Raw genomic sequence first — 13,746 nt, forward strand, 5'->3', positions numbered from 1 at the left:
ACTTATTCATCAAGTATCTCCACTGTACCTGTTTCACCATTGACTCTTACCAACTGACCATCCATTAATAAATCTTTAACAGATGGAATACCAACTACTGCTGGTATTCCATATTCTCTAGCAACAATACCACCATGACTGAGAGGTCCACCATATTCCATAATTAGACCTTTAGCTGCCATAAACAGCGGCGTCCATGCCGGATTGGTACTTTCTGTTACAAGGATTTCTCCTTCTTGAAGTTCAGATGAATTGGGATCAAATACAACACGGACACGCCCTTCGTAAACACCGGCTGATAAGGATATGCCTTGTAAAACTTTACTCTTAGGATCAAATTTGTGCGCTGAATAGTGTGTTTCTCCAGTATTAAGAACAATTCTAGGAACACTGTTTCTTGTCATTTCTTTATTATAGAGTTCTCTATTTTTACGAACAGTCTCTTTAGATAGTTTACCACTTAAAATATCCTTCTTAGTTAGGAAGAAAATATCTTCTGGGTCATCTAATAGCCCTTGTTGCTGATAGGACTTACCAACACCTAACATAACTTTTCTCGATAGATCTAAAGACTGAACAATGTTAAATTTTGGATATTCCCTCATCCCCGCTGCTCTTCGATAATCAATGATCATATCTCTTAACTTCTTAGCTTTTCTAATTCCTTTCTTCACTTTGACTTCTTCGAATATTTGTTCAATGAAATCACGAGCTTCTTTAGCTTTTTCCTTAACCTCTGCAATATTTCTATCATACATCTTATCTACCATATAAGACCTCATTTGATTGAATAGATATTTTGGATCTTCATGCCATCGCTTATAGCCAAAATCAAGCTCTACAGTACTTCTATGCCCAAACTTCTTAAGGAAAGCTTTCATCATAGGATCATCAGCAGTCGGCTCCAAACCCTTTTCGTCAAAGTACTTAGCCATTTTATTAAGCTCTAGCCCAAGTTCAACTGTAATACATTCAGGTAAAGCATAAGTGAGTATATCTAAGTTGTATTGATCTCCAAATATCTTTTTAAGACTTTTTTCTATTTTGGAGTAGTTATTGACTTCAACACAGTACAAGGCTTGATTTTGAGTTAATTTAAAGACCTTAAGCATGGAATCTTCACAGAACTTTATTTTTTCTTCAACTGTATTCAATTGCTCAGCTTCATTAAGAATATCTTGGTAAAATTCTTTACCTAGATTTCTTATGGCTTGGTATCTGTCATCAGGAGCTACCTTACGAGCTATCTTATAGTTTTCCATCATACCAAAACCATACTTAAAGATTCCCCATGGTATTTTAAACCTAATCCCTTGATGCCTAAAGGTCTTACCATGCATTTTAATGACGTGATCCATTGTATCTTTAAGAGGTAAATCACTTCCTGAAAAGGCATTACCAAACTGTTTAGCAACCAGTCTACTTGCCATAAGATAAGTGATATCTACATAAATTCTACCACCAGCGTATTTCACAAAATTATCTGATATCGGTTTCTTACGCTTTAACATGACATTAAGCACCATTGGGAACATACCCCCATATAAATCTGCACCCAAAGGTGTAAAAGCCTCTTTCATCCCTAGCAATACCGAACTGGCTGCTAAATAAGCTCTTAGCTTCCCATCCTGGTCAAAGCTATCTATTGGGAATAAGGTGGTAATGCCTCTCGACTGAAGTATATAGAGATTATTTTTTTGATCGATTGCAAATTCCATATCCTGAGGACACCCAAAGAAGTTCTGTACTTTCCCAGCTTCCTTTACAATCTCCTTGATATGATTAGGCTTTAGAGAACCCCTTTCTTGTTCTTGTGGTTCAACGGCCACGTATTCAATCCCTTCCTTAGCATATTGACACAGTACTTCTTTCTTAGAAATCTCTTCCTTTAGTACAGTACCACTATGATGATCTAAGGTATATTGATCGGGATTAACTTCTCCACTAACAATGGATTCGCCTAGACCATAAGCGGCATTGACCAATATCTGAGATCGAACACCAGATACAGGATTAGCTGTGAAAATAACGCCTGCTACCTTAGCTTCAATCATTTCTTGAACAACAACCCCATGAGAAAACTCAGTTGTTACATCGTATTTCTTTCGATAGTCAATAGCACGCTGATTCCAAAGTGATTGCCAACATCTTATAACTTTTTCAATTAAATCATCTTGAGTAACATTTAAATAACTACTGTATTGTCCTGCAAAACTCATTCCCGGCAAATCTTCAACAGTTGAACTGCTTCGAACTGCAACTCTACCACTCGATATGTGTATGAAGGCTTCTTTTATCTCTCCAACCAACTTCTTCGATACGTTTTCTTTAATAAACAATGCTTTTATCCTATTTGATTTTTCTAAGCTACTTATATGTTGCTTAAGAATTCCTTCAATAATAGGTGTTAAATCATTGTCTTTGATATAAACATCATATGCTTTTGATGTGATAACAAAACCATTTGGTACTTTCAACCCGCAATTATACATTTTACTTAAATTATGGCCTTTACCACCAACTAATTCAAAGTCTGTTTCCTTGATATCACTAAACCATTTGATCATTTCACCATCTCCTTCAAAGCTATTTGCTTTTTCATATGATCAATATAAGCTAAGACAACTGACTTTATTTGAATAACCTGATCAACTAATCCTAATTCTCTATTAATTAAATTCTCAGTAAACTCTAGACCAAGCATAAAAGCTTCATCCACTTCTGTTTCTTTTTTGATATATTCTTTCCTAGCTAATCGATTGATTTGTAACATTTCTCTCGTCCAGAGTCCAGCAAGTGCTTTTGGATATTGACTGGTAAATTCACCTTTTTCACAACCATCTTTGATAATCTTTGAATAGATCTTAGTCATCAGATCTTCAAAATCTCTAGCAATCTTTAAGATAATAACGTGACTTCCTTTGAAAGAGAAAAGATTATAAAGTTTTGACCAATCTTTCATCTGACCAACTTTGTATTCGTGGAACATAGTAAAAACTCTATTAAATAATTCTGTTGATGAACCTACATGTTCATCCATAATTCTATTATAACGTTCTGAAAATTCTTCAATATAGTCATCTGTAATGGCTTCCAGTATCTCTTCTTTAGAATTAAAGTGATGGTAAAAGCCTCCCCGCGAACTCCCTGCTAACTTTATAATATCTGAGACAGTTGTTTCCTCATATCCTTTGCTGGCAAACAGTTCATAAGATGCTTCCACAATTTTTTCTCTTAAACCCATTATCATCACCTCCATACCGACACGATGTCGGTTTCTTGTTTTTATCATACTACAAATTGTAAGTCATGTCAAAATAATTTTACTAAGCGTGACTAACTCATATTTAAACTGAAAGAGGAAAATATGCCTCCTTGCTTGATCATTACGTGTGGCGAAATGGATTAAAAGCAAAACACAATACTTTCATCTTGCAAAAAAAGAAGCAATGTTTTTGAAAACATTACTTCTTATCTCATCAATCCACTCTATTTATTTTCTCTTTTCAGTCTCAATGAACTTATCAATTGAGGATAATTTACCAGCACTTTCTGGCATTTCTCCAATTCCAAATAGATAATCCATATTAGGTATTTCAGGCATTTCTACAGGAGTAGAATAGCGATAAGCACCATCTGGAACTACATCAAGATTTCTTAATTCAAGAAGAGCAGCTCTTTGTTCTTCTGTAAGTGTGCGATTAACCTCAGCAAATCGTGATGCATACAATGATGACATCCAGCCGTCCAACTCACCATAACGTTTAATAAGTGTATAAACCTTCTCTTGATCCACACTATCTTCTGTCATCGCCTTGCGTAACTCATTAGATACTTCCTGTCTTATTTGAACTATTTCTTCTAATGCATTCTTTTGTTCATCTATAATACTAGTAATTAATACTCTTTGCTCATCATTCAATATATTTAAAAATTCTTTTCCACTATCTCCAGTTACAGATGTACTGATGAAATAATCTGGATTATTCATTGCAGGATAATCTTTCATATAAAATCCACCAAAGTATGTTCCATGGCGTTCAGGGCAAAAATACACATCTGCCTCAATATTCCCTTTATACCATGAAAACAATTCACTTGCATAGGTCATCACTGCTACAAACTCTACATTTGTCATGCTTTTCTTTAACTTATCATCTTCACCAACTTCATTCCAGGTCGATGAATCATTGAATTCCATTTTACTTAAATATTCAATTTGCTCATCTGTAAAGGATTGAACGATTTCACCTAAAACCATAGCCCTTTCGTATGATAGTTCTGCATCATATTTATAAAGAGATGAGGTATAAAGAGCAACTGCTTCTTGATCTAGCTCAGAAGCTCCATCCGGTAAATCCCCTTCTAAGTTTCTACGAAAAGCTTCCATCAATGGGAAACGATTATAAGCGAAGTCTTCATACAACATGGATTGTTCCATGGCTAAGTCTACAAGCTTCTGCTTTTGCTCATCATTTAAGATATAAAAAATATTATTAGCTGCCTTCGTTAAGAAAGTTGTATTGTGACCGTAGCCGGCAACATCAACATCCCTCATATATTGAAATCCAAAAAAATCGGCAACTTTCCCAGGTGGTATAAAAGAATCGGCACCTGCACTACCTGTTAAGAATGCTAGCCCTGAAAATGCGATTGTAGTAAGCTGAGCATTATCACTTATAGCTTGATCTACAGAATACTTCATTCCTTCATTCCCTTTATCTTCTTGAGATTGACCCTCAGGTTGTTGATTCTTTGGCTGCTGCTCCTTGGTTTGTTGATCGTTTGGTCGAGGCGGTGGTGGATTTTTCGCCTCTGAAAAGTTTCCACAGCCACTAATGATAAGGCTACAAATAAGTATCAATCCAATAAGACCTTTAAATTTCTTCATATTTTCACCTTCCTTAGGTAGTTATTTAATATGCATCTATCATAACCCCCTAATGTGAAATTAATGTGAAATTTTGGGTAGACGAATAACAAATCGAACCCCATTATTTAAATTTTCCACAAAACATATACCATCATGAAGTTCTACTATACTTTTTACAATAGATAACCCTATTCCTTGTCCTGCTGAATTTCGTTTACGTGCTTTATCAACTTTATAAAAGGCATCCCAAACCCTATCAATCTCTTCCTCTGGGATAAAGCTTCCTGTATTAAATACCCCTATCTCAAACATTTCGTTAAGTTCATTAAAGGAAATTTCAATTTTACCATTTTTAGAGGTATGCCGTATTGCATTGACTATAAAATTAGTAATGACTCGATCTATTAAATACTGATCCGCAACTATGTTATTTTGATAGGCATACTGAGAAGTAACCCCAATCCTTTTCCCCTTTAACTCCTTATGGAATCTTTCCATAATAGATTTTATAAGTACTTTCATGTCTATTTCTTCTTGACGCAACTGTACACTCCCAGATTCTAATACCGATTGATTGAGAAGCTCTTTTACCATCCTATCCATTCGATTACACTCGGATATGATAATGTTGTAATATTCATCGCTATCACTGGATACTCCGTATTTTAAGGCTTCCACATATCCTAGAATCACACCAATTGGTGTTTTAAGCTCATGAGTTATATCTCTAAGTAGTTGTTTTCGTTTATCTAAATTTTCATTTAATCGAACTATGGCATCATCTAAGCGGTCGGCCATTATATTAATACTCTCTGATAGACTTCCCAGCTCATCTTTCGATAGAACTTCAACTCGTCTTGAGAAATTAAGCTCAGCTATATCCATTGCGATATCCCTGATTTCTTGAACAGGTTGGGTTAACCTTTTTGAATATAATTTCATCACTATACTGCCAATAAGTAATAATAAAATCCCTATATACATAAAGAACTCATTAGCAATACTAGCATTATAACTAAGCTCCTTCATTGATTTGCTAATCATAAGGTATTGATCCTTAGATATTTTTGTTACAAGTACAATATATTTAGAAGAATTCATTGCTGTTACTGCATCATAGATGTATTCCTGGTCAGCATTGTCCTTTAGCTCTTTAATTATCTCTTCTAATTCAGCTGGGATACCACTTTTATCCTTTGGATTCATAGGATTTGAACTTTTTAGCATTTGCAAATCTTTATCTACAACAAGAGTACTAATACCCTCATCTCTATCTAACTCAACTATATATTGTGAGAAATCTTCCTTTTGATTGAGGAACTTTTCTATTTGAATCTTCTCTGATAGAAGATATTTTTTATTTTTGAATATAAAATAATCTTCAAGAAATAGCTCATTTAATAATACATTACATAAAGTAAATACTGCCATTAACACGAAAAATATGATAAATAGTCTGGTAGATAGTTTTTTCATCACACACTACCTCCTTCAAACATATAGCCTGTCCCTCTTAAAGTCTTAATAAGTTGCCCGTAGTCTCCTAGTTTATAACGCAATGTCTTTATATGGGTATCAAGAGTTCTTGGGTTACCATCAAAGTCATATCCCCATATCTGAGTGATGAGTTGGTCTCTCGTCATAACCCGATTACGATTGATGTATAAATACATTAATAAGTTAAATTCTTTGCGATTTAACTTACAATCTTCTTCTCCGATATAAGCTCTTCTGCTTTCCTGATCAATGACAAGGTTCTCTAATGTAATCCTTTCAAGTTGTCTTTTTTTAGTTTTTCTTAATAAGGCTTCTAACCTTGCTACAAAAACTTTATAGGAAAACGGTTTACCTATATAATCATCAGCTCCATGACTGAATCCTTTGACCTCATTAATTTCATCACCTAGCGCAGTCAACATGATAATTGGAACATCTGAGTCTTCTCTTATTACTTTTAAAACATCCCAACCATTAAATATTGGCATCATTACATCTAAAATCACTAAATCTATATCACTATTCTCAAAAAATATATCAATGGCTTCTTCACCATTTTCTGCAACAAATGATTGGTATCCTTGTTTTTTTAAAATATCCACCATTAATTTAATAATGTAGGGATCATCATCTGCAACCAATACCTTAATCTCCAATACAATCCACTTCCCTCTAATCATCTTCAATACACATTCTATTACATTATAAACTGGTTTATTTATATCATCAACAAAATTTGGACAACATAAAAGCCATCAAATAAATTGATGACTTTGCTCTTTTAGTTAGCTATTAATTTTCTTAAATTTTCAATTCTTTCACCATTATCACCTTCACCCTCATCATAGGCAAATGCCTTTAAATCATCACAAGGAAAATTAGAACAAAGACCACAGTGATCTAATTTTTTCTCTATAGCACACTTAGCCAGTTTGCATTCTCCCCAAAACATAATTCCTTTACTTTCTCTACATCCCTTGCAACCACATTTCTCTTTATACTCACATTTGGTACAATTTATCCCACAGATTGAATATGTATTCATATACTATCAACCTCCTTCTTTTCTAGACGATCTATCTTGTTATTTAACATCTGTCATTTCATTTATACCACTTTATTTTGTTTTATACTTACAAGTTCTAAACTTACCTTCAATCCAGAATGTTGCTTCTATGGTTTTGAATTTTAATAAAAAGCATTTAGGATCTTCCACGCCGTTTTTAAAGAAATTCCTATCACAATAGTCATCGAAAGTTTTTTTAACTTCCTTATCTTCTACTATATCAACATTACCAATAAGTGTAACGCTATTACCATCCAAATAGTAGCAGACACTGGCTTTAGAATTATTCTGAAAATGTGTGGCTTTCCCATTAATATGTGATCTTTTTGAAGTAAAGAAATAAATCTCTTTAAAACCATTTGCTTTGATTTTATTGATTGCACACGTTCTTGGATAACCCTTTTCATTAATTGAAGTAAGGGTTACGACATCACATTTTTCTAATAATAAATCCGCTTCCTCTTCAATTTCTTTGATTCTTTCTTTTTGAATCTCATAAGCTGTCTTTGCCATATCATTAACTCCCTTCTCCACAGTAATTACTCAAAAAATTATCTTATGAACGGCTATTTTCAGTCATTAATTCCCATCTGATACCAAATCTATCAATAATAGAGGTAAAACACCCACTATAAGTAGTTTCTATAAGCTGTTGCAGAACTTCCCCTTCTTTAGATAATACATCATATGCTTTCTTAACCTCATCCCCGCTATCAAATGTAATGACGATGGATATGGTTTGACCATATGGTACAGAGTCAAAAGAATCAGAAAAGAAAAAGCGTTGATTTCCAATCATCATTTCGGCATGGTACACCTGCTCCTTTTCACTTTCAGTTAGCTGATCAATGTTATAGTCAGAAGGGTCTGCATCACTATACTGAAAGAGCTGTGTTATCTTTCCATCAAAGGCTGTCTCATATAGTGCTAATGCTTTTTTACATACGCCGTTAAAATGCAGATTAGGTGTAATAATCATTTTTCACTCTCTCCTTTTCCCCATGAGCCAATCTCTATTAAATTACCATCTGGATCTTGAACAAAGGATGACCTCATACCCCAAGGTTCAGACCTAGGTGGAAAAACTGGTACAGCACCCAGTGAAACGACTCTTTCGTATTCTTTGTCCACATCCGAAAACTTAGGTAAATCAATGGCTAATTCAAATGTTCCATTGGTACCCTTTGGATATGAAACCTCTTTTCCCAAATAATCCTTCAACTCTTTTCTTTCATACATCATAAATCTGATTCCTTCATGCTTAAATTCTGCAAAGGGACCACTACCATCCCAATCAATTTCAACCCCAAGTACGTCCCTATAAAACTCAACCATTACTTTTAGATCTATAACAAAAATACCAAATGCATCAAATTTTAATCCCATTTTAGAACACCTCTTTATGCTTTATGGATAATCATTTATTTAATAATAACCTTAGATTATTTGTTCATCTAACCTATCAAAATTTCTTAATAAATTAATTTTATCTATGGTAATATAAGCTTTCCACCAATTTTGACTTATAGCAAACTCCTTTGCATATTTAGCATTGTTTTCAAACCAACTCCATGTTATATCCCATACTCCTTTTTGTGGTCTTGTCTCAATTAAGTAATCAAGTTCCCTTGACATAATTTCCTCATTCCCCTTATAAAAAATACTTTCTGGAGATGTAATATATTGAGAAGGGGTTACAGTGTAGTTAACCCATTTTGTTGTATCCACCTCAATGGAATCATGTATCAGCTTCGATAAAGTTTCTTTAAGAAACTTACAGTCAAATCGCCATGTTAAATTAGCTTGTTGAATATCATCAAGCAATACACAATATCCCCTAATACCCATGTCCCCATACTCTTCTGATTTACCAAGCTTATTGATGATTATATCGGTATAGGTTAGAGCCTTTTTATACAGTTCTGAATCTTTATCTGCGTATCTAAAAACAAAAGCCGCTATTTCAGCAGTAACCCCTATTCCCTCTACCGCATTCGCTTCCATATTGAATGTCCACCATGGAGCATGGGCATAGCCATCATTAGACGGAATATTGAAATACCATCCATTTTCAGAACGAAAGGTACCACTTTCTAGGAATTTTAATATGCCCTTAATAATTGGATGATGTACATCTGTAAATTCTATCTCCTTTAAAATAGTAATTGCTCTTAAGGTTGTGTAAGGTGACGAATTCGGATTCCAACTATCAGCTTCAAGGCCATGGCCGAATCCACCATCATCATTTTGGTAGAATGAAAGGGCAGATAAAACAGCTTCTTTACTTCCTTTTTCAAAGCAATACTGCCACCTCGTTAAATCAATTTGCCTAGCATTTCTGTACATCCATGATCTAATTTCTTGATAGTCTTCAAATGATAATTTCATATACCTTCCCTTTCCAGACTCTTTTTTTAACGCCATAATCTTTATCTCTTATCCTATCACAATACAAACAGCCAGTATTGTAAAAAACGGACACATTTTCTATACTTAAAAGCACAAGAAACGAGTATGATTCCTTATTAGGTCACACTCGTTTCAGTCAAGTTCTACTTCATTATTTCTGTATTCTATTTATTCCCTTGCCATTGGCACCATTCTATGATTTGTATAACTTTCATAAGCATAACCTATTTCAATCAACTTATAATCGTTATTGAGAGTACCGACAAAAGTGACACCAAGTGGCTCATTATTTTCTCTAAATGCTCCCGGTATTGTTAAAGCTGGATAAGTTGCCACTGCAAAGAGATCTGATAATTCATTACTAAAAGAAGCTATAGCAATTATGTCGTTCTCTTCTAAAGTTTTATCAATTTCCTTACTAGTAAGTTCTCGATTCTTCTCCACAATTTCCTTATATTCATCTTCAGATAGATCACTTGATAATGCTCCTTCTAACAAGGCTTGCCCATAGGGCATATGTAAATGTGGATTTTCTTTATTAAAATTAATGATTTCTTTTAAGGACTTAAACTTTGTATTGACATCTTTATTGTTTAATAAAGCTGCAACATCATTGATCATTCCATAATTATAAACTGACATCCTATCAGCTTTTGGATGGTTTATCTCAATTTCAACGACATCTGCCCCACAGCTAATGAGTTCATTTTTTAATTGTTTAGTAGCTGAAGATACAATTTCCGATGGAACAATTCCAATACGTTTCCCTACTAAGTAATCCTTATCTAAGTTCCTTTTAAACTGCTCCATATCAAAATTAGCTGCATTCATTCCTAATGAATCTTTGTTATCATATCCTATAGCATATCGAAACACTTTAGCTACATCTTTTACAGACTTCCCCATAATACCTGCCGTATCTTGTGCCTCTGTTATAGGTATGATTAAATCTCTGCTCAATAACCCAACTGTTGGTTTCAATCCAACAACATCATTTTGTGAACTTGGATAAACTATAGAACCACATGTCTCTGAACCAAGAGCAATCATGGAAAAATTCATCGCAACTGCTACTGCTGAACCTGAACTTGAACCTCCAGCATCAAACATACCATAGGCATTTTTTGTTTGCCCTCCCAAAACAGAAAACCCATTTGATGATGGGTCTGACATGAAGTTAGCCCATTCACTTAGATTTGCTTTTCCTAATATGATAGCGTCTTCTTTTTTTATCTTTTCGATAATAAAAGCGTCCCTCTTGGTAGTTAAATCCTTTAATGCATAAGCACCAGCAGAAGTAGTCATATTCTGCTCAGCAATATTATCTTTAATCAAGACAACTGTACCAGATAAATCACCAAGTTTTTCATTATTCTTTAACCTCTCATCCTGGTATCGAGCTATTTCCAAAGCTTTAGGATTTATTTTCATGACAGAATTATAGTAGGAGTCATACTTCTTTATCCTATTAATATAGTAAAGTACTACTTCTTCGCATGTTAAATCGCCATCTTGAATACTATTCTGAATGTTTTCAATGTCTCTCTCAAAAATAAGCCTATCTAATCTTTCAAAGTCACTTTCACTATACTTGTTTAACGCACTATCAAAAATTGAAAAATCAATTTCATTTTTTCCATCTGATATAACTTCATCTTGATATTGAATTCGTAGTTGTTCCTTCATATACTTATCAAACCATTCAACCATCAAATATTCTCCCCCTTATCCTCTGTTTTTTGTTTATAGTTTCAGTATATAACAATATATCCAGAAAAAAAAGAATTAACTTACTATTATTTAATAAACACTAGTATGGAATCAACTATATCCAATAAGACGTGTCCTGTATTTTTTATGATTACTGTTTTTGACTCTGGCAGTAATCGAGATAATCTATCAGCGATTTTTTTAGATGGAAGTAACGCATCCTTTTCCCCTCCCATGTATAAGGTAGGCATAACTAATCTTGAAAGTTCTTCATCTGTTAGTACTGGTAAAGAACCCATCCGTGGAATATAATGCTGCAAAATAAGATTACCAAACTCTACAGCCTCTTCGGGTACCTCCTCATTTCCATACACTATTTTATTGATTCTATCAATTCCCTTACGACCCAACAACATCAATGGCATTATTTTAATTAAAAAAGATATTTTTGCTGGTGATATACCTGATGTAGCTAATAAAATGAGTTTTTCAACTTTTTCAGGATGATAGGTTGCGTATTGTAAAGCCATCCAACCACCTAAAGAATTACCGATCACTATTGCTCTATCAATGTTTAAGGATTCTATAACTTCATCCAGCCATATACCATAATGATCACCAGACATATCAGGACGTGTTTCATCACTCAAACCTGGTTCACCAATAATATCCACAGCATAGACTCTATAATCCTTACTCAACTTTTCTATATCTCCCATCCACATAGCAGAGTTTGTTGATGAACCGTGAAGTAAGATCATTGGTTGCTTTTCATTTGAACCACTAGCTATTATAAAAGTTTTTCCATATTGAGTAGCTAGAGTGATTCTCTCATGGCTTACTGGCCAATTCCTAATAATATTTTCGTAATGATTAATTATTGATTCTTTACCAGTATCCGATTTATAAATCGAGTTATTATTCATGCTAAACACCTCCATTTATCCATTGTTTTCTTCAATCAAAACAGCTATGCTGCTAAGTAAAGCTTCAGTAAAGTAAATAGTCCCCCATAGCATTACTCGTAGCTTCCCTGATTTTTCAATAAATTGAATATTAATGGTTGAATGACCGTATTGAGGATCTTTTGAATTCATGACTGCTAACAAGGTATTTGATATTCTATCAATTTCATCTTGATTACTGACCTGAATATCTATTACCGTAGAGACTGATGCTTTACTAGCATTTTGACCTGATATTACCTGTAAATCAGAAGTATGCATTGTTATTTCATCTTTTGGCATAATATTATTTTCACCTTCAACAAGAATACTTAAATCATGTCCGGTAATCCTCCATTGTTTGCCTACTTTTGTAGCCTTCAATTTACCTTCCCGTATATACTTACGGACTGTTTTTGAGTGTATGTTAAGAATCTCAGCTACCTCGTCAACCGTATAAAATTTATTTTCCATCATTTCATCTCCTTTTTTACTTAAATCCATCATAGCACAACTTTCAGGAATTTTCAACCCTTTTTATCCCTTTTTGGTATTTTGTACCCCTTTATTAAACCTTTATAGCACTCCCTCTTCCCAATATTCAATAAATATGATATTCTAAGTGTGATGTTGGAATTTTACATATATACACCAAGGAGGAAATTTAAATGAAAAAACTACTCGCATTGATAATAATCACTTTTTTATTCGTAGGTTGCTCACCTAAAGAAGAAACTGGAGATGCTACACTACCAGTAGAAGAAAATGAAGTGACTGAAACGCCAACAGAAGAACCTTCATCTGAGGCTACTGAAGCAGTCAATATCCTTGAAGCTGAAAATGAAAAAGCTAAAGAGAAAATTGATGAACTGGAGACAGAAATTACTCATAAAGATAAAGAAATTGATAACTTAAAGAATGAACTTGATGAGTTAGCTAAAGAATTAGACGATGAGAAAAATAAAGAAGCAAATATCACACCAACTTCATCAGGTACATCAAAATTTTATCATGTCATTTGTGGTTCATTCAGCAATATGACAAATGCTAATAAACAAAAAGATCTTTTAAAAGCAGCAGGATTTGATAGTTATGTTCTTCATTCTGGGGATTATTATCGAGTAATCTCAGGCTCATTTAAAAATAAGGCTAATGCTGATAAGCAAGAAGGTAATCTTGAGAAGGCTGGCTACGATGCCTTCGTCATCTATTCCAATTAAAATAAAGTATAGCAAAAGGTCTCTTAC

The 13,746-nt window shown here is 33.9% G+C and carries 14 protein-coding genes; 1 reads left to right on the forward strand and 13 read right to left on the reverse strand.

Annotated elements, in window-relative coordinates; genetic code table 11:
• Positions 1-2: 2 nt before the first annotated feature.
• From C1Y58_RS07030 to C1Y58_RS07090, 13 genes are all read right to left on the reverse strand, one after another.
• A complete protein-coding gene (locus C1Y58_RS07030; RefSeq protein ID WP_105615306.1) occupies positions 3-2,567 on the reverse strand; it encodes a PEP/pyruvate-binding domain-containing protein in 2,565 nt (854 codons plus the stop codon).
• Positions 2,564-3,244 (reverse strand): TetR/AcrR family transcriptional regulator, encoded by a 681-nt coding sequence (locus C1Y58_RS07035; protein ID WP_170311542.1) that lies wholly within the window; start codon positions 3,242-3,244, stop codon positions 2,564-2,566. Before C1Y58_RS07035 ends, C1Y58_RS07030 begins: the two co-directional genes overlap by 4 nt.
• Positions 3,245-3,493: 249 nt before the next feature.
• A complete protein-coding gene (locus tag C1Y58_RS07040; RefSeq protein ID WP_105615308.1) occupies positions 3,494-4,891 on the reverse strand; it encodes a Spy/CpxP family protein refolding chaperone in 1,398 nt (465 codons plus the stop codon).
• Between the two features lie 60 nt (positions 4,892-4,951).
• The gene (locus C1Y58_RS07045) at positions 4,952-6,349 is read right to left on the reverse strand and encodes a sensor histidine kinase (RefSeq protein ID WP_105615309.1); all 1,398 of its coding nucleotides are present in this window, start codon (positions 6,347-6,349) and stop codon (positions 4,952-4,954) included.
• Positions 6,349-7,050, reverse strand: coding sequence for a response regulator transcription factor (locus tag C1Y58_RS07050; protein WP_330404403.1), 702 nt, complete (start codon positions 7,048-7,050; stop codon positions 6,349-6,351). Before C1Y58_RS07050 ends, C1Y58_RS07045 begins: the two co-directional genes overlap by 1 nt.
• 101 nt (positions 7,051-7,151) lie before the next feature.
• Positions 7,152-7,415: a DUF3795 domain-containing protein gene (locus C1Y58_RS07055; protein WP_105615310.1), complete on the reverse strand. Its 264-nt coding sequence runs from the start codon at positions 7,413-7,415 to the stop codon at positions 7,152-7,154.
• A gap of 72 nt (positions 7,416-7,487) precedes the next feature.
• Complete coding sequence (locus C1Y58_RS07060; RefSeq protein ID WP_105615311.1) at positions 7,488-7,949, reverse strand: pyridoxamine 5'-phosphate oxidase family protein; 462 nt, start codon at positions 7,947-7,949, stop codon at positions 7,488-7,490.
• Between the two features lie 43 nt (positions 7,950-7,992).
• Positions 7,993-8,415 carry a VOC family protein gene (locus C1Y58_RS07065; protein WP_105615312.1) on the reverse strand — a complete coding sequence of 141 codons (423 nt, stop codon included), beginning with the start codon at positions 8,413-8,415 and terminating at the stop codon, positions 7,993-7,995.
• Positions 8,412-8,822 carry a VOC family protein gene (locus tag C1Y58_RS07070; protein WP_105615313.1) on the reverse strand — a complete coding sequence of 137 codons (411 nt, stop codon included), beginning with the start codon at positions 8,820-8,822 and terminating at the stop codon, positions 8,412-8,414. The genes C1Y58_RS07065 and C1Y58_RS07070 overlap by 4 nt, the downstream gene beginning before the upstream one ends.
• A 51-nt stretch (positions 8,823-8,873) precedes the next feature.
• The gene (locus C1Y58_RS07075) at positions 8,874-9,860 is read right to left on the reverse strand and encodes a hypothetical protein (protein ID WP_242985353.1); all 987 of its coding nucleotides are present in this window, start codon (positions 9,858-9,860) and stop codon (positions 8,874-8,876) included.
• A gap of 153 nt (positions 9,861-10,013) precedes the next feature.
• Positions 10,014-11,555, reverse strand: a complete 1,542-nt coding sequence (locus C1Y58_RS07080; protein WP_105615314.1) for an amidase family protein — start codon at positions 11,553-11,555, stop codon at positions 10,014-10,016.
• An 86-nt stretch (positions 11,556-11,641) separates the two neighbouring features.
• Positions 11,642-12,481: an alpha/beta fold hydrolase gene (locus C1Y58_RS07085; RefSeq protein WP_157949996.1), complete on the reverse strand. Its 840-nt coding sequence runs from the start codon at positions 12,479-12,481 to the stop codon at positions 11,642-11,644.
• 15 nt (positions 12,482-12,496) lie between these two features.
• Entirely contained in the window at positions 12,497-12,973 is a 477-nt protein-coding gene (locus tag C1Y58_RS07090; RefSeq protein WP_105615774.1) for a helix-turn-helix domain-containing protein, read from the reverse strand.
• A 194-nt stretch (positions 12,974-13,167) separates the two neighbouring features.
• Here C1Y58_RS07090 and C1Y58_RS07095 point away from each other — a divergent pair, with 194 nt between their 5' ends.
• On the forward strand, positions 13,168-13,719 hold the full coding sequence (locus tag C1Y58_RS07095; protein ID WP_105615316.1) for an SPOR domain-containing protein: 552 nt from the start codon (positions 13,168-13,170) through the stop codon (positions 13,717-13,719).
• Positions 13,720-13,746 lie beyond the last annotated feature (27 nt).

It is taken from the genome of Vallitalea okinawensis (assembly GCF_002964605.1).
GTDB classification, from domain to species: domain Bacteria; phylum Bacillota; class Clostridia; order Lachnospirales; family PQDH01; genus Vallitalea_A; species Vallitalea_A okinawensis.